19 protein-coding genes are annotated in these 20796 nt (G+C 72.4%); 8 read left to right on the forward strand and 11 right to left on the reverse strand.

Annotated features, from left to right (window positions below; all coding sequences use genetic code 11):
* Nucleotides 1-34 precede the first annotated feature (34 nt).
* Nucleotides 35-1753, forward strand: coding sequence for a serine/threonine-protein kinase (locus OHA34_RS10230; RefSeq protein WP_285940865.1), 1719 nt, complete (start codon nt 35-37; stop codon nt 1751-1753).
* Nucleotides 1754-1792: 39 nt separating this feature from the next.
* Here the strand turns inward: OHA34_RS10230 and OHA34_RS10235 are convergent, their stop codons facing one another.
* From OHA34_RS10235 to OHA34_RS10255, 5 genes are all read right to left on the reverse strand, one after another.
* Complete coding sequence (locus OHA34_RS10235; protein WP_285940866.1) at nt 1793-2635, reverse strand: ATP-binding cassette domain-containing protein; 843 nt, start codon at nt 2633-2635, stop codon at nt 1793-1795.
* Nucleotides 2632-3636, reverse strand: a complete 1005-nt coding sequence (locus OHA34_RS10240) for an ABC transporter permease (protein WP_285940867.1) — start codon at nt 3634-3636, stop codon at nt 2632-2634. Before OHA34_RS10240 ends, OHA34_RS10235 begins: the two co-directional genes overlap by 4 nt.
* Nucleotides 3637-3707: 71 nt before the next feature.
* The gene (locus OHA34_RS10245) at nt 3708-4712 is read right to left on the reverse strand and encodes a sugar ABC transporter substrate-binding protein (RefSeq protein WP_329521464.1); all 1005 of its coding nucleotides are present in this window, start codon (nt 4710-4712) and stop codon (nt 3708-3710) included.
* Between the two features lie 166 nt (nt 4713-4878).
* Complete coding sequence (gene iolC / locus OHA34_RS10250; protein ID WP_432763062.1) at nt 4879-5814, reverse strand: 5-dehydro-2-deoxygluconokinase; 936 nt, start codon at nt 5812-5814, stop codon at nt 4879-4881.
* A 25-nt stretch (nt 5815-5839) separates the two neighbouring features.
* On the reverse strand, nt 5840-6871 hold the full coding sequence (locus OHA34_RS10255; protein ID WP_329521465.1) for a Gfo/Idh/MocA family protein: 1032 nt from the start codon (nt 6869-6871) through the stop codon (nt 5840-5842).
* A gap of 211 nt (nt 6872-7082) precedes the next feature.
* Between OHA34_RS10255 and OHA34_RS10260 the strand changes: the two genes are divergently transcribed.
* The gene (locus OHA34_RS10260; protein ID WP_329521466.1) at nt 7083-8597 is read left to right on the forward strand and encodes a nitroreductase family deazaflavin-dependent oxidoreductase; all 1515 of its coding nucleotides are present in this window, start codon (nt 7083-7085) and stop codon (nt 8595-8597) included.
* A gap of 170 nt (nt 8598-8767) precedes the next feature.
* Here OHA34_RS10260 and OHA34_RS10265 read toward each other — a convergent pair whose 3' ends face one another.
* From OHA34_RS10265 to OHA34_RS10275, 3 genes are all read right to left on the reverse strand, one after another.
* Entirely contained in the window at nt 8768-9256 is a 489-nt protein-coding gene (locus tag OHA34_RS10265; RefSeq protein WP_285940871.1) for a VanZ family protein, read from the reverse strand.
* A gap of 127 nt (nt 9257-9383) precedes the next feature.
* Nucleotides 9384-10259, reverse strand: a complete 876-nt coding sequence (locus OHA34_RS10270; protein ID WP_329521467.1) for a TIGR03619 family F420-dependent LLM class oxidoreductase — start codon at nt 10257-10259, stop codon at nt 9384-9386.
* A gap of 8 nt (nt 10260-10267) precedes the next feature.
* Entirely contained in the window at nt 10268-11278 is a 1011-nt protein-coding gene (locus tag OHA34_RS10275) for a helix-turn-helix domain-containing protein (RefSeq protein WP_285940873.1), read from the reverse strand.
* A 160-nt stretch (nt 11279-11438) separates the two neighbouring features.
* On the opposite strand from OHA34_RS10275, the gene OHA34_RS10280 reads away from it, so the two are divergent.
* On the forward strand, nt 11439-11936 hold the full coding sequence (locus OHA34_RS10280; protein ID WP_285940874.1) for a hypothetical protein: 498 nt from the start codon (nt 11439-11441) through the stop codon (nt 11934-11936).
* 66 nt (nt 11937-12002) lie between these two features.
* Here the strand turns inward: OHA34_RS10280 and lon are convergent, their stop codons facing one another.
* Together lon and OHA34_RS10290 are read right to left on the reverse strand one after the other, a co-directional pair.
* Nucleotides 12003-14399 carry an endopeptidase La gene (lon, locus tag OHA34_RS10285; RefSeq protein ID WP_329521468.1) on the reverse strand — a complete coding sequence of 799 codons (2397 nt, stop codon included), beginning with the start codon at nt 14397-14399 and terminating at the stop codon, nt 12003-12005.
* A gap of 343 nt (nt 14400-14742) precedes the next feature.
* On the reverse strand, nt 14743-15801 hold the full coding sequence (locus tag OHA34_RS10290; protein ID WP_329521469.1) for a hypothetical protein: 1059 nt from the start codon (nt 15799-15801) through the stop codon (nt 14743-14745).
* Between the two features lie 125 nt (nt 15802-15926).
* Here OHA34_RS10290 and OHA34_RS10295 point away from each other — a divergent pair, with 125 nt between their 5' ends.
* The gene (locus tag OHA34_RS10295) at nt 15927-16439 is read left to right on the forward strand and encodes a hypothetical protein (protein WP_329521470.1); all 513 of its coding nucleotides are present in this window, start codon (nt 15927-15929) and stop codon (nt 16437-16439) included.
* Nucleotides 16440-16465: 26 nt separating this feature from the next.
* Entirely contained in the window at nt 16466-17020 is a 555-nt protein-coding gene (locus tag OHA34_RS10300; RefSeq protein ID WP_329521471.1) for a GNAT family N-acetyltransferase, read from the forward strand.
* 331 nt (nt 17021-17351) lie between these two features.
* On the opposite strand, the gene OHA34_RS10305 is transcribed toward OHA34_RS10300, so the two are convergent.
* On the reverse strand, nt 17352-17951 hold the full coding sequence (locus tag OHA34_RS10305; RefSeq protein WP_285940878.1) for a TetR/AcrR family transcriptional regulator: 600 nt from the start codon (nt 17949-17951) through the stop codon (nt 17352-17354).
* Between the two features lie 250 nt (nt 17952-18201).
* Here OHA34_RS10305 and OHA34_RS10310 point away from each other — a divergent pair, with 250 nt between their 5' ends.
* The 3 genes from OHA34_RS10310 to OHA34_RS38460 all read left to right on the forward strand — a co-directional run bounded on the left by OHA34_RS10310 (nt 18202) and on the right by OHA34_RS38460 (nt 20796).
* Nucleotides 18202-19371, forward strand: coding sequence for an alpha/beta hydrolase (locus OHA34_RS10310; protein WP_329521472.1), 1170 nt, complete (start codon nt 18202-18204; stop codon nt 19369-19371).
* A gap of 205 nt (nt 19372-19576) precedes the next feature.
* A complete protein-coding gene (locus OHA34_RS10315; RefSeq protein WP_285940880.1) occupies nt 19577-20557 on the forward strand; it encodes a zinc-binding dehydrogenase in 981 nt (326 codons plus the stop codon).
* A gap of 20 nt (nt 20558-20577) precedes the next feature.
* Entirely contained in the window at nt 20578-20796 is a 219-nt protein-coding gene (locus OHA34_RS38460; RefSeq protein WP_443029648.1) for an NAD(P)H-dependent oxidoreductase, read from the forward strand.

Raw genomic sequence — 20796 nt, forward strand, 5'->3', positions numbered from 1 at the left:
ATGGCGCAGGATCGGACCGGGGCGAGGAGCGGGCATGGCGGATTGGCAGATCTCGGGGTTCACCGAAGTCCGTGAACTCGGGCGGGGCGCGCAGGGCCGCGTCGTCCTCGCCAGGCACTCCGAACGCGGCACCCCCGTCGCGATCAAATACCTCCCGGGAGGCGCCGACACCGCCGCGCGCGAGCGTTTCCGGCAGGAGGCGCACATGCTCGGCCAGGTCGACGACCCCCACGTCGCCCGCCTCTACCGCCTCGTCGAGACCGCCGACGGCATCGCCATCGTCATGGAGGCCGTCGACGGCGTCCCCTTCAAGGAGATCCTCGCCCGCCACGGCGCGCTGGCGCCGGAGGCGGCGCTGAGCGTCCTCAAGGGCTCGCTGCTCGGCCTCGCCGCCGCGCACGCCGTCGGGGTCGTGCACCGCGACTACAAGCCCGCCAACGTCGTCGTGCCGGCCGACGGCGGCAGCAAGCTGATCGACTTCGGGGTGGCGACGTCCGCGGGCGCGGCGGCGGGCTCGGGCACCCCGGTCTACATGGCGCCCGAGCAGTGGCGCGGCGAGCCCGCCGGGCCCGCCACCGACGTGTACGCGGCGACGTGCGTGTTCTACGAGGCGGTGACCGGGCGGCGGCCGTTCGCGGCGGGCGACCGGGCGGCGCTGATGAACGGGCACCTGAACGTCCCGGTGCCGTCGGGCGAGGTCCCCGAGCCGCTGCGCGCGCTCGTCGCCCGCGGCATGGCCAAAGACCCCTACGACCGGCCGGTCAGCGCGGCGGTGTTCGTCGGCGAGCTGGAGGACGCCGCGCGCGCGGGCTACGGGCCCGACTGGGAGTCCCAGGGGCTGCGCGTCCTGGCCGGGACGGCCGTCGCGCTCGCCGCCCTCTTCCCCCTCGCCGCCGCCGGCCTCGCCCCGGTGGGGACCGCGGCCGGAACCGCCGCCGCGGGCACAGCGGGCGCCGCGGGCACGATGGGCACGGCCGGCACGGCTGGGGCGGGCACCGCCGGAGCGGGCACGGCCGGGGCCGCGGCGGGCGGCGGCGGGACGGCCGCGGGCTCGTCGGGGGTCCTCGGCGCAATCGGCACCAAGGCGGGCGTCGCCATCGCCGGCACCGCCATCGTGGGCGCGTCGGCGGGCGGCTTCGGCGTCTACCAGGCCACCAAGCCCGACGCGAAACAGCGCCGGGCCGCCGCCGTCCAGCCGGCCGGCACGCCCATGACGCTCGGCACGATGCGCATCGCCGGACCGGCGACGTGGAAGGTCGAGAGGCTGCTGGACCCGCCGGGCCAACCCGGCGGGAGCTACCGGGTGGACGTGCCCGGCAAGTGCACCGGGGGCCCGGACACCCCCAACCCCGCCGGGGAGCCGGGCTACGCCTACACCCTCCACTGCCCGAGCTTCGCCCTCCTCGACCGGAAGCGGATCAACCCGCCGGAGGGCCGGCCCGGGACCTTCAAGCTGGACTCGCCCTACCACCCGGCCGGGGACATCTCCCACGAGTGCCCGCCCGACGCCGCGCACTACGGCGGCATCACCGGGCCCGACGTCCTGCTGGCCAGCCGGAAGACGCCGGTCGGGTCGCAGCAGGCCGAGTACCGGGAGTGGCGGCGGACGTGCAAGGACTACACGGGCAAGTACACCGGGAAGCCCACGTTCGTGCAGCGCGTCTGGTTCCTGCCGAAGACCGGCATCCTGATCGTGGACGAGTGGAACACCCCGAACCTCGCCGGGATCCTCGCGAAGGCCACCTGGCTCTGATGGCGCTCCGCGCGGTCTCCGCCTGCGCGGTCACGGGGGTCAGTCCGCGGGACGGAGCCGTTCGGCCTCCTTCGTGAGGGCGGTCGCGGCGGCGGCTCCGGCGTCGGAGTCCTGGGTCGACTGGAGTTCGTGGGCGAGTTGCTCCAGTTCGGCGCCGCCGGCCATGAGCGCGGTCAGCTCGTCCCGGGTGATCTCGCCCTTGGGGTGGTAGCCGATGCTGCGGCCCCGCTTGAGGATGAGGAAGCGGTCGCCGACCGGGTAGGCGTGGTGCGGGTTGTGGGTGATGAACACGACCGCGAGGGACCGCTCCCGGGCCTGGACGATGTAGCGCAGCACCGTCCCGGCCTGCTTGACGCCGAGGGCGGCGGTCGGCTCGTCCAGGATGAGGGCCCTGGCGCCGAAGTGGACGGCGCGGGCGATCGCGACGCACTGCCGCTCGCCGCCGGACAGGGTGCCGATGGGCTGGTCGACGTCGCGCAGGTCGATGCCCATCTCGCCCAGCTCGGCGCGGGTGGTGCGGCGCATGTGGTCGATGTCCATCCGGCCGAGGCCCTTGCGCTTCTCCGAGCCGAGGAAGAAATTGCGCCAGACGGGCATCAGCGGCACCACCGCGAGGTCCTGGTAGACGGTGGCGATGCCGCGGGCGAGGGCGTCGCGGGGCGAGCCGAACGAGACCGGCTCGCCCGCCACCTCGTAGCCGCCGGCGTCGTGCCGGTGCAGCCCCGCGATTATCTTGATGAGGGTGGACTTGCCGGCGCCGTTGTCGCCGAGCACGCACAGCACCTCGCCCGCGTCCACCTCCAGCGACACCTCGCGCAGCGCGATGATCGAGCCGTGGTTCTTGCCGACCCCGGAGAGCCGGATCAGCGGCGCCTCGCTCATTTCGACCGCTCCACTCTGCGCCGGACGACCAGGTTGACCACGGTGGCGATGAGCAGCATCGCGCCGAGGAAGAACTTGAACCAGTCCGGGTTCCATTCGGCGTACACGATGCCCTTGTTGGTCATGCCGAAGATGAACGCGCCGATCGCCGCGCCGATCGCCGACCCGTACCCGCCGGTCAGCAGGCAGCCGCCGATCACCGCGCAGATGATGTAGAAGAACTCGTTGCCGACGCCCTCGCCCGACTGGACGGTGGCGAACGCGAACACCAGGTGCATCCCGGAGAACCAGCCGCAGAACGCGACCCCCATGAACAAGCCGATCTTGGTGCGCGCGACCGGGACGCCGACCGCGCGGGCGCTGTCCGCCGAACCGCCCACCGCGAAGATCCAGTTGCCGATCCGGGTGCGCAGCAGGATCCAGGTGGCGATCGCGACGAACCCCAGCCACCAGAACACGGTGACGTTGACGTTGACGCCGAGCACGTCCACGTCGGACGCGAACACCGCGCGGGCGGTGCCGAAGCCGTCCATGTCGCGGACCGAGTCGGTGGCGACGTTGCCGGTGACGGCCTTGGTGACGCCGAGGTTGGCACCGGCCAGCATGAAGAACGTGGCGAGGGTGATGATGAAGCTCGGCAGCCCGGTCTTGACGTAGAGCAGCCCGTTCACCATCCCGAGCGCCAGCGTGAGCACCAGCGAGACCAGCACGCCCGCCCACACGTTCAGGGTGAACTGGTAGCTGACCAGCGCCGCGATCAGCGCGGCGGTGGTGACCATCACCCCGGCGGACAGGTCGAACTCGCCGCCGATCATCAGCAGCGAGACGCCGACCGCCATGATCCCGAACGTGGACCCCGCGTACAGCACCGTCGAGAACGAACCCGCCTGGAGGAACGCGTCGGCGACCAGGGAGAAGAAGGCGAACAGCGCGACGGCGCCGAGCAGCGCGCCGAGTTCGGGACGGCCGAGCAGCAGCCGCACCGGAGAGCGGCGCGCCATCCGCTCGTCCGGCGCAGGGGGCGGGGGCGGGGAGGGAGGTGGGGGCAGTGCCTCCGCGGCGGCCCGCCCCATCAGCGGGTCCCGCGGTCGGCGAACGCCTCCAGCGAGGCGGCGTTGTCCTTGGTGACGATCGCCGGGCCGGTCAGCACCGGGCGCCCGCCGCCGATCACGTTGCCGTTGGTCTTCAGCAGCCACAGCTCGTCGACGGCGCCGTAGCCCTGGAGGTAGGGCTGCTGGTCGACGGCGAACCGGATGGTCCCGGACTTGATCGAGGCGATCAGGTCCTTGTTCATGTCGAACGTGCCGACCTCGGCCTGGCTGCCCGCCTCCTTCGCCGCGTCGACGGCGGTCGCGGCGAACGGCGCGCCGAGGGTGAGGATGCCGTCCACGCCCTTGTCGGCCTGGAGCTTGGCGGTGATGGACGACTTGACCTGCGGCATGTTGGTGCCCTGCACGAACAGGTTCTCCAGCTTCCCGCCGAACGTCTTCTTGGCGCCCGCGCAGCGGTCCTCGAGCCCCACGTTGCCTTGCTCGTGGACGACGCACAGCGCGTTCTTCGCGCCGATCCGGGCCAGCTCGCGCCCGGCGGCCTCGCCCGCGATCGACTCGTCCTGCCCGAAGTGCGCGACCGCGCCGAAGCGGGCGGAGACGTCGGCGCCGGAGTTGATCGACACCACCGGGATCTTCGCGGCGGTCGCGCGGGCCACCACGTCCTTGAGCGCGTCGGGCTTGGCGAAGGTGACCACGATGCCGTCCACCTTCTTGTCGATGGCGGCCTGGACGAGCTGGGCCTGCTTGCCGCCGTCCGGGTCGGCCGAGTAGAGGAACTCGGCGTTGTCCTTGGCGGCGGCGGCCTGGGCGCCCTTCTGCACGATGTCCCAGAACGTGTCGCCGGGCCCGGAGTGGGTGATCATCGCGATCTTCAGCCGGGGGCCCGCGCCGTCGCCGCCGCCCTCGGACTTCTTCCCGCCCGACGAGCTACAGGCGCTCAGGGCCAGCGCGCCCCCCAGGATCCCCGCCACGGCGAGGGCCCGCAGGCCCCTGGACGATCTCCGCTCGGCCGTACCTCGTCGCATCGCACGCTCTCCGTTCTCCCCGAGGGGGGTGGGCCGGGTCGCGGGACCGGAGCCGCCGCCGCGCGAGCCGCGGCGGCGCCCCCGGAATGCGGTGACACCGGCAGCCCGTTGATCGTCTTTGCCGCCGCCCCCGTTACCGGACGCGGCCCGGCCGCACCGGCCGCCGTCACGGCCCGCCCCGCAGCAGCGCGGCGACCTCGGCCTCGTCCGGCATCGCGTCGGCGCAGGCCAGCCGGGAGGCGACGATCGCCCCGGCGGCCCCGGCGAACGCGATGATCCGCTCCAGGTCCCAGCCGGCGAGCAGCCCGTGGCAGACGGCCCCGCCGAACGCGTCCCCGGCGCCGAGCCCGTTCACCACCCGCACCGGCACCGGCGGCACCCGCACGGTGCGCCCGGCGGTCGCGGCGAGGACGCCGTCCGGCCCCATCTTCACGATCGCCAGCTCCGGGCCCCGTTCCAGCAGCGCCCGCGCGGCGGCATCAGGGCGCCGCTCCCCCACCGCCATCGCGCACTCGTCGAGATTGCCGACCGCGACGCTCGCGTGCTCCAGCGCGAGTCCCGCCCAGTGCCGCGCCCCGTCCGGGTCGGCCCACAGCATCGGCCGGTGGTCCAGATCGAGGATGGTGCGGCCGGGATGCGCGGCCAGCGCGGTCAGCGTGGCCTCCCGGCTCGGCTCCTGCGACAGCCCGGTCACCGTCGCCCACAGGATCCGCGCCGAGCGGATCGCGTCGAGGTCGAGCCCGCCGGGATCGATCTCCAGGTCCGGGGCCTTCGGGTACCGGTAGAAGTAGAGCGGAAAGTCGTCCGGCGGGAACATCTCGCAGAACGCCAGCGGCGTCGGCAGTCCCGGCACCGCCGTGACGAACCGGTCGTCCACCCCGTACCGCTCGAGCGCCCGGTGCACGAACCGGCCGAACGGGTCGTCGCCGGTACGGGTGATCACGGCGGCGCGGCGGCCGTAGCGGGCCGCCGCGACCGCGACGTTGGTGGGGCTGCCGCCGAGGTACTTGCCGAACGTCTCCACGTCCTCCAGCGGCACCCCGACCTCGCGTGGGTAGACGTCCACGCTCACCCGGCCCATGGTGATCAGGTCGTACGTCACCACCCGGCCCCGGCCCGTGCGCGTCTCATCGCTCCACCTCTCCGGCGCCGACGATCCGCCCCTCGCGCCGCGACATCTCGCACGCCTCGGCCAGGTAGAACGCCTCCAGCGCCTCCTCCGGTGGGCAGGGGTTCTCGGCCCGGCCCGCGACCACGTCGATGAACGTCCGCAGTTCCGCATCGTAAGCGCCCGCGAACCGCTCGAGGAAGCCCTCGTACGGGTCGGACGGGCCCTCCCGCCCGGTCAGCGGCGTCACCGGGGTGCGCTCGTCCAGGCCCGCGACGACGCTGTCCTTGGACCCGAACAGCTCCAGCCGCGCGTCGTACCCGGCGGCGTTGTAGCGGGTCGCCGCCACCAGCCCGAGGGTGCCGTCGTCCAGCATCAGCATGGCCGTGCCGGCGTCGACGTCGCCGGCGTCCCGGAAGAAGTCCTCGCCCCGGTTGGCGCCGGCGGCCACCACCCAGTCCACCTCCCGGCCGGTGACGAACCGGATCAGGTCCAGGTCGTGGATCACGCAGTCGCGGAAGAGCCCGCCGGACACCGGGACGTACTCGGGCGGCGGCGGCGCCGGGTCGAAGCTGCACGAGCGGACGGTGTGCAGCCAGCCGAGCCGCCCGGACGCGACGGCCTCGCGGGCCGCGGCGTTGCCGGCGTCGAAGCGGCGCTGGAAGCCGACCTGCACCGGGATCCCGGACGCGCGCGCGGCGGTGACGATCTGGAACGTTCCACCCAAATCGGCCGCCAGCGGCTTCTCGCAGAACACCGCGATACCGGCGGTCAGACTCCGGTCGACCAGGTCCGCATGCGCGTCGGTCGCGGCGGCGATCACGATGCCGTCCAGCCCCGCGCCGAACAGCTCCGGCACCGACCCGGCCGCCTCGACCGCCCCCGCCGGATCCGGGGCGCCCGCGGCGGGGGCGGCGAGGCGGGCGGCCAGCGCGTGCGCCCGTGCGGCGTCCGCGTCGGCGATGACGAGCGTCTCGACCTCGGGCAGCCGGCGCAGTGCGGCGGCATGGCGCGCGCCGATGCGTCCCGCACCGGCCAGTCCGATTCTCATGTTCCCTCCCGGTGGGCGGTTGGGTGAGCCCTGAGTGTGCTGGAGCGTTCCAGCACCGTCAACGGCCGGTCATCGGGCCGGGCAATATCAGAATGACCGAAACGCCGCCCGCCGTCCGCCCCGACCGGCACCGGGACGGCCCGAGCGGACGGATACGCTGGGCAGGACCGGTGCGGTTCCGGAATTCCATACCAAGCGCTAGTTTGATTTCATGCGGGTCTTCCTCACCGGCGCGTCCGGCTTCGTCGGGTCCTCCACCGTCCGCGCCCTGCTCGCCGCCGGGCACCGGCCGCGCGCCCTGGTCCGCGATCCCGGCAGGGCCACCAAGGCCCTCGCCGCCATCGGCGTCCCGGCCGAGGAGGTCGAGCTGGTCCCCGGCGACATGCTCGACGCCGCGGCCGTCGCCGCCGCGCTCGACGGATGCGACGCCGCGATCCACGCCGCCGCCGCGCTCGGCATCACCGGCGCGGCCGGCGACCTGGTCGAGACCAACGTGCGCGGCACCCGCAACGTCGTCGGCCAGGCCGTGGCGGCCGGACTGTCCCGGGTGGTGCACGTGTCGACGATCGGCGTGTTCGTCCCGCCGTCCGCCCCGGTGATCACCGCGGCCGGGCCGCTCGCCTCGCCCCGCACCGGCTACGGCCGTTCCAAGGTCGCGGCCGAGCGCTACGTGCGCGGCCTCCAGGACGGCGGGGCGCCCGTCACGATCGTCTACCCGGGCGGGGTCTGCGGCCCCGAACAGCCGCACCTGGACGCCCTCATGGAGGGCATGGCCGGCGCCCTCGGCACGCTGTGGCCGCTGCCCGGCGGCGGCGTCTCGGTGCTCGACGTCCGCGACCTCGGCGAGGCGCTCGCGCGCTGCGTCGAGACCGGCACCGGCCGGCACGTGCTCGGCGGCCACTACCTGACCTGGCCGGGGTTCGCCGACCTGTGCGACCGGCTGACCGGCGTGAAGTGCCGCCGCGTCCCCGTGCCGAGCCGGGTCATGCTCGGGCTCGGCAGCGTCCTGGACGCCGCCAAGCGCGTCCGCGGCTTCGACTACCCGCTCACCCGCGACGCCGCCGAGTTCATGGTCACCCTCGTGCCGACCGACGACCGTCCCGCCCTGGAGGCGCTCGGCCTCACCCTGCGCCCGGTCGAGGAGACCGTCAGCGACTCGCTGCGCTGGCTGGCCGGGGCCGGCCACCTCGACCCGCGCAAGGCCGGACGGCTCGCCCCCGCCACCAAGGAGACACCGATGCCAAGCCTCGTCCAGCGCACCCTGGGTCCGCTCTTCCAGCGCATCTCCGGCGCGGCCTGGTTCTCCAGGGTGGGACCGAAGGTCGTGCCGCCGCTGGACCGCCTGCTGCACAAGGCCACCGGTGGCCGGTTCATGCTCGGCCAGGCGCTCGTCCCGAGCCTGGTCCTGACCACCACCGGCGCCGTCAGCGGGCAGCCGCGCCAGGCGCCGCTCGCCTGCATGCCCGAACCGGACGGCTCGTGGGTCGTGGTCGGCTCCAACTTCGGCCGGGAGAAGCACCCCGCCTGGACGGGCAACCTGCTCAAGAACCCCGACGCCGAGGTCGGCTTCCGGGGCCGTACCGCCCAGGTCACCGCGCGCCTGCTCGACGACGACGAGCGCGCCGAGGTCTGGCCCCGCCTGCTCAAGGTGTGGCCGGTCTACGACCGCTACGTCGAGCGCGTGGACCGCCGCCTCCGCGTCTTCCGCCTCACGCCGAGGTCCTGACTGTGTCTCAAAAGCCCGGCCCGGCTTCCTCGCCTGGCGGCTCGGGCGCCGACCTGGCTTCGGCGAGCGCGACATCGCTTCGCGATCTGGCCGGTGAGGCTCGCCTCCGGCATCGCCCCACCGGCCAGGTAAGGCGCTCGCGCGACGGCCGAGGCGCCGCGAGACAGGCCCTAACTCCCCCGTACCATCCGCGACACCCGTCGCCCGATGAGCAGATAGGCCAGCAGGACGCCCGCCGTGTTCAGGATGAGGTCGTCCACGTCGAACGCCCGTCCCATCACGAACAGGCCCTGCACGAGCTCGATCGCCAGCGAGGACAGCGCGCCGACCACCACCAGCCGCAGCGGCCCCCGCAACCGGACCGCCACCACGGGTAGCAGCACCCCGAGCGGCGCGAGCAGTGCCAGGTTTCCGCCGAGCTGCAACAGCGCGTCCTTGAGCGGCGCGCCCCAGTAGAAGCGCAGCGAACGCCCCGGATCGGTGTTGCCGCCCGCCTGCCCGTTGTCGTCCACTGGTGTCAGCGTGAGCCGGAACGCGCAGTAGCAGAACACTCCGAGCGCCCCGAGCGCGGCCACCACGGCCAGCACCCGCAGCACGATCACGAACCACGGCGCCCGTTCACCCTTGGGCGCCGTGCTCTCCATCTCAGCCGTCGTCACCTGGCCGCTCCTGTTCTCCCCGGCCCGCTCATCCCCGTTCCGCCCGCACCTATGCGGCCTCGGCCGGACTCGAGGGAGGCCGGCCGCGCGGCTTGGCCGAGCGGAGACGGCGACCGGGACGGGAGGGTCAGGTGAGGGGGGCGGTGAGTTCGGCGATCATGGCCTGGTCCTGGGCGGGCGGGCGGTGGGCGGCGGGGTCGCCCAGGTAGGTGTCGAGGAGCAGGTGGGTGGCGCCGAGCACGCGGTAGGCCTCGACGTCGCGGCGGACCTGGTCGAGGGTGCCGTGACCGGGCGGGCGGTCCTCGTTCAGGGGCGCGTCGGTGAGGTTGAGCTGGATGCGGGGGGCGAGCGCGGGGACCGGGCGGCCGGACGCGTCGGCGGCGGCGCGGAGTGCGGGCAGGCCCTCGTCGCGCAGCCGGTCCGGCGGGACGAACAGTATGTGCCAGGCGTCCCCGAAGCGGACGGCCCGGCGGAGCGCGGCCGGGCTGTTGCCGCCGACCCAGACCGGCGGACGCGGGGTCTGGGCCGGACGCGGGCCGGTGGCGACCCGGTGTCCCGCGTACTCCAGCTCGTCGGCCGTCCAGGCCCGGGTGACGACGTCGAGGTACTCGTCGGTCAGGGCGCCGCGCCGCTCGAACGGGACGCCGAGCGCCTCGTACTCCGCACGCGACCAGCCGACGCCGACACCGAAGATCAGCCGCCCGCCGCTGAACCGGTCGAGGTTGGCGGTGACGCGGGCCGTCTGGAGGGGGTGCCGGTACGGCAGCACGGTGACGGTGGTGCCGAGCCGGATCCGCGACGTGCGGCCCGCCAGCCACGCCAGGGTGGTGAAGGGGTCCCAGAAGGGGGCCGGGTACTGCTCGGCCACGTCAGGGGTGACGGCCACGTGGTCGGAGATCATCGCGAACCCGAGGCCGGCGTCCTCCGCGAAGCGCGCCCAGCCGTCCAGGCCGTCCGGGGTGGCGTGCGGGCCGAAGTTGAGGATGTTGACGCCTATTTCCATGCGCCCAGTCAACCCGGGCTCCGGTGCGAGCCGTCCGTCAGGGTCCGGCGCTCCTCGCCGACGAGCGCGGCGCCGAGCGCGGTGAGGGCGTGCACCATGCTGTTCGCGCTGCGCCGGCTGGTGATCAGGCCGGCCTCGCGCAGCACCGCCGCGTGGCAGCTCGCGGTGGCGGCGGAGACGCCGACGGTGCGGGCCAGCTCGCCGGTGGTCCGGCCGCCGCCGGTACGGCGCAGCACCTCGGCGCGGGTGGCGCCGAGCAGCCGGGTCATCGAACCGCCCGCCGCGCCGACGGAGTCCGGCATCAGCCGCATCGGGTACACGATCGTCGGCGGCAGGCCCGGATCGGCGATCGGCACCGGCCGGTGCCAGCAGAACCGGGACGGGACCAGCACCAGCCCCCGGCCGTCGAGGTACAGGTCGCGGTCGAGCGGATGGCGCATCTCCAGGACGGGCGGGCGCCACCGCATCATCGGCCAGAACCCGCCGAGCAGCGCGCCGACGCCGCCCGTCCGCCGCTCGACGCTGCGCGCGGCCAGGTCGACGTCGGCGCGTTCCCTGATGTCGGGCCAGGACGGTTCCAGGGCGACGGCGTAGTAGGCGCGCAGCGCGTCGCCGAGCTCGTCCAGGACGGGACGGTCTCCGCCCGCGAGGGCCCGCATGGCAGGCGGGACGCCGTCGGTGAAGCGCAGGCGCCCGATCTGGACGCGCAGCGAGCGGGCGGGGGTGTCGAGCACCGCGGCGATGCCCTCGTCCAGCCCGAGCAGCCCCTCGGCCGGAGTCATGAAGTCGGGGAAGTACGCGGCGTCCGGGGTGAGCGGGAACAGCAGCTCCTTGACCGGCTCGGACAGGCCGGTGCGGCGGAGTTCCGCACGGACCCGCAGGCGCCATTCGCCGAAGACGGCCGTCCCGTACCTGGCGCGGAGCATGTGCAGGCTCAGCACCGTCTCCCACAGGGGGTCGGGGGTCTCGGCGACGCGGGTGCGCACCAGGTCCTCTCCGGTGAAGTGCACCCGCAGCATGCCCGCCCCCGCGACGACTCCCCGGCGGCCGGCCGTCCGGCACACCCGTGACCTGTGTCTTTAACTCTGCGTCGAATCATCGCACACGCTGGGCCACTGGTCGCGGAGTATCTGCCCCGGGAGCGGCCGGGCCGACCGGCCGCACGATCGAAGGGATCCCATGACGAGCAGGACCATCAACATCGGTGCCGCCGCCGGGCTGGGCCTGGCGGCGTGCGCCTCCGCGCTCGCCCTGGCCGTGCAGCCCGCGCAGGCCGCACCCACCACGCCCACCGCGCCCGCGGCGGCGGCGCCCGCCGCCGCGGGATGCAGCGGCTCGCTCATCGACCGGAAGGTCGCCAGGTACGGGGGCAAGCCCGTCGCCGAGCTCGTCGTCTACTACCAGGCCGGACGCAACTGCGCCCAGCTCAACCACCTCGGCGCCACGCGCGGCGTGAACCTGCGCACGAGCGTCTTCCTGGCCGCGTGCAAGGAGACCCGTCCCGCCCGTAGCTGCTCCATCCTCGGACGGCCCGCCGCTCAGGACGGGAACTTCAGGTACAACGCCGGGCCGGTGACGAAGGAGGCGCGGGGCCACTGCATCCACGCCGCCGGAGACATCTACTTCCACGGCAAGCGCCACCTGGAGACCACCCCCGGCGCCTCGCACTGCCGCTGACCACTCCGGAGCCGGGGACGCCCGCGCCGGGCCCTGGGGGGCTCGGCGCGGGCGTCCCCGCACCGGTCAGACGGTGACCGGGGTGGTGGCCGGCTCCAGGGCCAGGTCCAGCACCTCGCGGACGTCGCTGACCGCGAAGACGGTCATGCTCTCCAGCACCTCGGCCGGCACGTCCTCCAGGTCCGGCTCGTTCCGCTTGGGCACGATCGCGGTGGTGATGCCGAGCCGGCTGGCGGCCAGCAGCTTCTGCTTGAGCCCGCCGATCGGCAGCACCCGCCCGGTCAGCGACACCTCGCCGGTCATCGCCACGTCCGACCGGACCGGCCGGCCCGACAGCAGCGAGGCGAGGGCCGTGGTCATCGTGATGCCCGCACTCGGCCCGTCCTTCGGGATCGCCCCGGCGGGCACGTGGACGTGCACGCCGCGGTCCTTCAGGTCGGCGACCGGCAGTTCGAGCTCGGCCCCGCGCGAGCGCAGGTAGCTGAGCGCGATCCGCGCCGACTCCTTCATGACGTCGCCGAGCTGCCCCGTCAGCGTCACGCCGGTGTCGCCGGTCTCCTTGTCGGCCAGCGACGCCTCGATGTAGAGGACGTCGCCGCCCGCGCCGGTGACCGCGAGCCCGGTCGCCACGCCCGGGATGCCGGTGCGCCGCTCGGACCGGCCGAGCTCGACCTCCGGCGTGAACCGCGGCCGGCCCAGGTAGTCCTTCAGATTGCCCGCGCCGACCGTGATCGGCAGGGTGGCCTTGTCCATCGCCACGTTCGCCGCGACCTTGCGCAGCACCCGAGCGATCGACCGGTCCAGCGACCGGACGCCCGCCTCCCGGGTGTACTCGGCGGCCAGCAGCCGCAGCGCCCCGTCCTCGAAGCCGACCTCGGCCGGCTCCAGCCCGGCCTTGCCGAGCTGCCGCGGCAGCAGGTGGTCGCGGGCGATGGTGACCTTCTCGTGCTCGGTGTAGCCGTCCAGCTCCACCAGCTCCATCCGGTCCAGCAGCGGGCCGGGGATCGCCTCGACCACGTTCGCCGTCGCCAGGAACAGCACGTCGGACAGGTCGAGCTCGACCTCCAGGTAGTGGTCGCGGAAGGTGTGGTTCTGCTCGGGGTCCAGGACCTCCAGCAGCGCCGCGGTCGGGTCGCCGCGGTAGTCGGCGCCGACCTTGTCGACCTCGTCCAGCAGCACGACCGGGTTCATCGAGCCGGCCTCGCGGATCGCCCGGACGATGCGTCCGGGCAGCGCGCCGACGTAGGTGCGCCGGTGGCCGCGGATCTCCGCCTCGTCCCGGACGCCGCCAAGCGCGACGCGGACGAACTCGCGCCCCATCGACCGCGCGACCGACTCGCCCAGCGAGGTCTTGCCGACCCCGGGGGGTCCGGTCAGCGCCAGCACCGCGCCGCTGCGCCGCCCGCCGACGACGCCGAGGCCGCGGTCCGCGCGCCGCTTGCGCACGGCCAGGTACTCGACGATGCGCTCCTTGACGTCGTCCAGCCCGGCGTGGTCGGCGTCCAGGACCTCCCGGGCGCCCGCGATGTCGTAGGAGTCCTCGGTGCGCTCGTTCCACGGGATGTCCAGGACGGTGTCCAGCCAGGTGCGGATCCAGCCGCCCTCGGGGGAGGCGTCCGACGACCGCTCCAGCTTGTCGACCTCCTTGAGAGCCGCTTCGCGGACCTTCTCGGGCAGGTCGGCGGCCTCGATCCGGGCGCGGTAGTCGTCCTCCTCGTCGGCCGGGTCGCCGTTCAGCTCGGCCAGCTCCTTGCGGATGGCCTCCTGCTGCTGCCGCAGCAGGAACTCGCGCTGGGTCTTCTCCATCCCCTCCTGGACGTCCTTGCGGATCGTCTCGGCCACGTCCAGCTCGGCGAGGTGGTCCCGCGCCCAGCCGACCACCAGCTCCAGCCGCTCGACGACGTCCGGGGTCTCCAGCACCTCGATCTTCTGCTCGTCCGACAGGTAGGCGGCGTAGCCCGAGTTGTCGGCCAGCGTGGACGGGTCGTCGATCTGCTGCACTACGTCGACGACCTGCCAGGCGCCGCGCTTCTGCAGGATCACGCTGAGCAGGCTCTTGTACTCCTTGGCCAGCTCCTGGGCGCGGCCCGTGGCGGGCGGCTGCTCGATCTCGGTGCCCTCGACCCACAGCGCCGCGCCCGGCCCGGTCGTCCCGGTGCCGATCCGCACCCGGGACACCCCGCGCACGACCGCGCCGGGCTCCCCGCCGGGCAGCCGGCCCTCCTGCTCGATCACGCCGAGGGTGCCGACCGCGGTGTACTGGCCGTTCCGCCGGGGCACCAGCAGCACCCGCGGCTTGCCCTGCGACCGGATGCCGGGGGCCTGCGACCGCCCCACCGACCGCGCCGCCTCGATGGCCGCGCGCACTTCGCTGCTCTCGGAGAGGTCCAGGGGGACGACCATCCCCGGCAGAACGGCCCCGTCGTCCAGGGGCAGCACCGGCAGCGTCAGGGTCTCGCTCATGCTCAGCTCCAAGTCCGTGCGTCCTCCCGGCCCCCCGGGAGGGACCGGCCCCGGTCACCCGGGAGACCCAACAACAAGTTGAGTCATACTCACTCAAGAAAACGGAGCACAGATTTGTTTCCTCAGCAACGTTCGCTCTCAGCGATCAGCGGTCGCCGTCCCGTCCGGCCGAACCCTGCGAGTTCCGGACTTACCTTGCGAGGGACCTGGCTGGTTCGTCGACGATGGCGAACTCGGGCCATGGATGCTGCCGGGCCAGGGCGTGTGAGGGGGGACATCCGGCACGTGATCGCCGAGGTCGCGGGAGAGGTCGGCGTCACCGGGCGGGGCGGTAACAGCGCCGTCAGTGCATGCTGAGCGCGTCGACGCGGTCCATGAGGTCGGAGTACTCGCTGTCGGCGTCGTCGATGATCTCTTGAGGTGTGCGCGCTTGGCGCGGTCCGAAGTGGTCTTCGGCGATGCGGGCGATCTCGGGTTGCGGATCGGCGTCCCAGTAGGAGGCCCCGAAGGTGATGGCCTCGTAGGGGCCGATGCCGCCCACGAGCAGGTAGAGCAGGTCGCACAGGTTCGGTGCGACGGGTCCCATGGCGCCCTCGCTCTCGAGGAAGACGACGGGCTGCTCCTCGACAGGACGTCCCTGGTGGACCAGCCAGAAGGCCGCAAGGCCGCCGCTGCCGTCGTGGCCGAACACCCGGAACTCTCGTTCGGCCGCAGGGTTGCCGGTCCACGCGTGCGGCCCGCCGAAGGTGAAGTGGTCGCGCATCTCGAAGTCGATCTCGCCGAATCCGTGCGCGGCCTGATGATTGTGCAGTGCACGCAGGGCAGCGGGGAAGGGGTCGTCGGCACCGGGTTCCGGCCAGGACGGGTACTCCCGCGCCGACGCGGCGGCCAGGACCGCATCCGCCGACTTCAGCAGTTCAGGATCGTCCTCGTCCCGCTCGTTGAGCGTAAGGAGAAACCAGATGAAGCGGCCGTCGTCGTGATAGCGCGCCTCAAGGGTGCTGCGCTCGTCGCGGCGCAGGATGTGGACGATGTTTCCGTACTCCTGGACGCTGCTGTGCAGTGCTCGTGCGCGCGCCTCGAACTCGGGCAGCGCCGTGCTGAGGCCGTCCCCCATCGGCAAGGGGTAGTCCTCCCTGATCCACACCTTGGTGAGGTAGCCGAGCAGCGGGCCGCGTCCCCGCACCCGGATCGAGGGATAGCAGCCGGGCACTCGCGCGGTCGCCTGGTAGGTGAGCTCGAACCCGTGCGCGTCCGAGCCGGTCGGGGAGATGTCTTCTCGATCGGTGAACGCGGGAAGGGGCTTCAGGGGGTAGTTCCGGTGCAGCTCGATCAGGCCCGGGTCGTCGGTGCGGCGGCCGAGCAGACCGTCGAGCAGTTCGAAGGGAGGCGATTCGATCATGCCGGAAAGCTATCGCCCGATCCGGACATCTCGCGGTCCGAACACGGGGTGTCGGCGGAGCGCAGTCCGGCGGCGGCCGCGGTGGCGAGGGCCTGTTCGACGTCGGCGAAGACTCCTATCGCCTCTTGGACGATCTTCCCGAGTTGCTGGCCGCACAGCGCAAGCACCGTCGGTTGGTGCGCCTTTGGGGCCCGCTACCGGTCTTCGACGCACTCGTCCACGCCTTCAAGATCTGCGCAGTTCTCTGGAAGAACGGCCCAGAAGAAACCCACGGCCACAGCCGCTGGCGGCACTGGGACCAGCGCCTCGACCAGCTCATCCCCAAGACCAGCCACCGAGAGGACCCCAAGCGCCCCGTCAACCTCTGGGCCGACCACCACGCACCCCAACCCTTGATGGCGCCCACAACGTTCCCCGAACATCGAGTGGGCAGCATCGACGGCGCCTCTCCCGGCCCACCGGTCCGCGCACTCCGCAAGCGCCATCAGGCAGCCCGCTACTTCACCGGCAAACGCCATGCCGCCAACACCCTGATCTATCACCAGCATCCCGGCGGCCCCGTCATCGAGACCTACTACCCGCGGCCGGGACCCTACGCCCGCCAACGCATGCGCCTCGCCGCCGAGAACGCGACCTGATACGTGCAGCGCCGATACTTCAGCTCATGGAACTGAAGACACCGCGGCTACTGCTACGTGAATTCCGCGCCAGTGACCACGAAGCCGTTCACGCCTTTGCCAGCGACACCGAGGTGACCCGCTACACCGACTGGGGGCCGAACGACCCGCATGACACCGCCGCATTCCTCACCGACGTGACGCAGGATGCCAACACCAGCACCGCCCGATCCCGGTTCGCACTCGCCGTGGTCAACCTCGAGCACGACGCGCTCATCGGATCGATCGAACTACACATCACCAGCGCCGCTCACCAACGCGCAGAGATCGGCTACGTCCTGCACCGCCACTCATGGGGAAAGGGCTACGCAAGCGAAGCCGCCACCACCCTGCTTCACTTCGGCTTCGACAAACTGGACCTGCACAAGATCTCAGCCACCTGCGACCCCGACCACGCCGCATCGACCCGAGTCCTCACCAAGATCGGCGTGCGACACGAAGGCCGTCTCCGCCACCACCTTCGCCTCCGCGGACAGTGGCGAGACCGCCTGGTCTATGCGGCACTGTCCGATGGCCACCAAGTCCAAGACGCGCCACGCTGAACGCTGCCGTCGATGTCCGCGACAGACGGCCGGAAGCCGACACATCCCATCAAGATCCACCGAAAATGCAAAGTAAGTCCGAACAAGATCAGCGGAGATTGTTCGGACTTACTTCACAACCCGCAGGTCACGGCATCGGGCCCTGCAACCTTCGACCGGAACGGACAGGCGGTGCCGCCGCGACGGCCGGCGGAGTTGTCGCGGTATGGGATCGACGGCAAGGGCTCGCTGCTGCGTCGGCACCGCGATCGCGCCGGTTGGCGACGCTGCCGGCCACCCGCTCATGCTCATGGAGCGCCCGTCCGTGAGTTCTCTCGGCCTCTCGGGTGCGTCAGTGGGGGGCGGTGGAGGTAGGCGGGGTGAGGGCGCGCAGGACGTGCGTGATGAGGGAGCGGAGGTAGGCGGGGTCGGGCATACCGAGGTGGAGGGCCATCCGGTGGTAGAGCGGGCCGTACAGCAGGTCGAGTGCGACGTCGAGGTCGGCGTCCGGGTGCAGTTGGCCGGCGTCCTGGGCTCGGCGAAGCCGCTGCTTGAACGTGGCGATGCGCGGCTGGATGATTCGTTCGCGCAGGTCACGGGCGAGGTCGGGGTCGTGTAATGCCTCGGCGATCACGCCGGTGCCGGGTGAGTTGTGCGGCGGGGTGAGCATGCCGATGACCTCGGTGAGCATGCTGTGCAGATCGGCGGTCAGGTCGCCGGTGTCGGGCGGGGTGGCGGCGACGGTCGCGGTCTCGTCGAGAAGCTCCAAGACGACCGCGCCCTTGGACGGCCACCACCGGTAGATGGTCTTCTTACTCACCCCTGCGCGGGCGGCGATGGCCTCGATGGTCAGCCGCCCGTACCCGTTCTGGCCGCACAGTTCCCCGGTGGCGGCGAGGATCGCCTGCCGGCTGCTCTCCCTGCGGCGCGCTGGGTTCGGTGCCTTGGACATGCCCCCACCCTAAGGGAAACGGAACGTGTCGTATTGACATGCGGCGGACATGTCCGCCATCCTCCTGGCGACACGATACGTGTCGTTTGTTTCTCTCGGTTGAGGTGGGGACTGGAGGACGTCATGGCCACCGCAGGCCAGACGTTGCTCTCGGCCCGTGTCGTGCCGTGCGTCGGATGCTCCGCAGACCGTCGTCGGCGCGCAGGTGGTCGCGGTCTCCGACCGGCCGGTGTTCGCCCCTGGAGGTTTCGTGCCCGTCGGTTATCTGATCACTGTGGCGCTGGTCGCGGTCGGCACGCTGTTCGCGCTGTGGCCGGTGCCGTGGTCGCGCCCGCTCGGCCGCCTGAGCTACTACGTTGGCCTGGCCGCCAACGAACTGCCGTTCGCGGCCTTCTTCTGGATGCTGCTGCTCCCGACGGCGCTGGCGTTCGCCGAGGGTGACATCGACTCGGCGGGCGGGTGGGCGGTCGTCGCCCTGGCCGCCGCGACTCTGCCCGGGCTCGCGGTCATCGCCCATCGCGCGCTCGGGGACCGGGCGAGGATCGAGCACGCCATGGACGAAGGGCTGGGCGCCGGCTGGCGCGCCACCCTCGACGCCGACCTGGCCGGCGGGCTGCGGCGCCGCCTCCCGCTGGCCCGCATCCTGTTCCTGCCCATCCTCAAGCGCCGCCCAGATGTCCGGCGCGTGGCCAACCTCGCCTACGGCGACGCGGGCCGCCGCAACCTGCTCGACCTCTACCACCACCGCTCGCGCCCGCAAGGCGCGCCCGTCATGATCCACTTTCACGGCGGCCACTACGACGGGGGCCACAAGAACAGCCAGTCGCTTCCGCTGCTCTACCGGCTCGCCGGCCACGGCTGGGTGTGCATCAGCGCCAACTACCGGCTAAGGCCCGAGGCCCAGCATCCGGACCACCTGATCGACCTCAAGAGGGTCATCGGCTGGGTGCGGGAGCACGCCCACGAGTACGGCGCCGATCCGACGACGCTGTTCGTCGCGGGCAGTTCGGCGGGCGGGCACATGGCGGGGCTGGCCGCGCTCACCCAGGGCGACCCGGCCTTCCAGCCGGGCTTCGAGAACGCCGACACCTCCGTGACCGGCGCCATCTGCCTGAACGGCTGGTATGGCCCCTATTTCGGCCAGGGGCCCGAGTCCTCGCCGCTGGCCCACATCACCGCGGACGCGCCGCCCTTCTTCCTGGCCCACGGCGACAAGGACACGCTGGTGCCCACGGCGGATCCCCGGCACTTCGCCGACCAGCTGCGCCAGACCTCGGCCGCCCCCGTCGTCTACGCCGAACTGAAGGGTGGTCACCACGCCTTCGACCTGTACCACTCCTTCCGCTTCGAGGCGGTCGTCGACGCGATCGAGGCCTTCACCGCCTGGGTGAGATCCCGGGAGAGGACGCCCCAGCCCTAGCGGGACACGCCTGGTCGTGATCGCAAGAAGCGGGAACGATTGTTCGCTGGTTCGAGCGACGGGTGCGGGGTCGGCGGGGCGGTGCTGTCGATGAGGTCCAGCGACGGTGTCGGTGTACGGAGGCTGCTGCCGGTCGGGCTGGCGCCTTGATCTCAAGTCCGGTTCAGGTTGCATGCTCAGGGTCCATATCGGTGAACGGAGAGGGGTGGTCGGTGTGCGGGTGGTTCAGGCGCTGCGATTCGGGGGTCCGGATGTGCTGGTGCCCGGTGATGCACCGGATCCGGTGGCCGGGGCCGGCCAGGTCGTGGTCGATGTGGCGGTCGCTGGTGTGACGTTCGTCGAGACGCAGATCCGGCGTGGCGTCGACAAGTGGCATGCCAGACCGTCGTTGCCGTACGTGCCGGGCGGTCTGGTGGCCGGTCGTGTGAGCTCGGTCGGGGCGCGGGTGGATTCGGCTTGGCTTGGACGCCGGGTCATCGCCGGTACCGGGGAGACCGGCGGGTTCGCCGAGCGTGCCGCAGCCGAGGTCCAGGAACTGTTTCCGGTGCCGGACGGACTGGGCCTGCCGGAGGCCGTCGCCCTGCACAGCGACGGCAGCACCGCGCAGGGCCTGACCGAGAAAGCCGGCATCGGCCCCGGTGACTGGGTATTGGTCGAAGCGGCAGCCGGCGGCGTCGGCAGCCTGCTGGTGCAGCTCGCCCGTTCGGCGGGCGCTCGGGTCCTCGGAGCCGCCCGCGGACCGCGCAAGCTCGACCTGGTCCGGGAACTGGGCGCCGACGCCGCGGTCGACTACTCCGAGCCGGCCTGGACCAAGCGGGTGCTCGAAGTGACCGATGGTGCGGGACCGGACGTGGTGTTCGACGGCGTCGGCGGACAGATCGGGCGGGCCGCATTCGAGGTGACGGCTCGCGGTGGCCGGTTCTCGGTGCACGGAGCCGCCAGCGGCGAGGTCACGCTCATCGACCCCGCGGAAGCCCGGTCCAAGGGCGTAGAGGTGATCGGCATCGAGCAGCTCTTCGATTTCGGGCCGCACGTGGTGCGCTGGGCGGAGCAGATGATGTCCCAGGCCGCCGCCGGGCTCGTCCGGCCGGTCATCGGGCAGACCTTCCCGTTGGAACGCGCCGCCGACGCCCACGCCGCGATCGAGAACCGCACCGCCGTGGGGAAGACCCTGCTGCTCATCTAACGGGCCCCGTGCCACGGGCAGTGGCGAAATCACATGCCCGACTATATGATTCCGCCCCGCTGCGCGACCGGGTCGCCGCCGCCGACGTACTGCTGCTCGTCACGCCGGAGCTGAACCGGGCCGTCCCCGGCCTGGTGAAGGACGTCGTGGACTGGCTGGGCATCCTCCGAGAAGCTGCCGCGGCCCTGGATCTCCGCATTGCGGTGGCGGTGTCGGCGCCCCCCGGTAGGGTCTGCTGA

The sequence above is a fragment of the Spirillospora sp. NBC_01491 genome, assembly GCF_036227065.1.
GTDB lineage: Bacteria > Actinomycetota > Actinomycetes > Streptosporangiales > Streptosporangiaceae > Spirillospora > Spirillospora xylanilytica.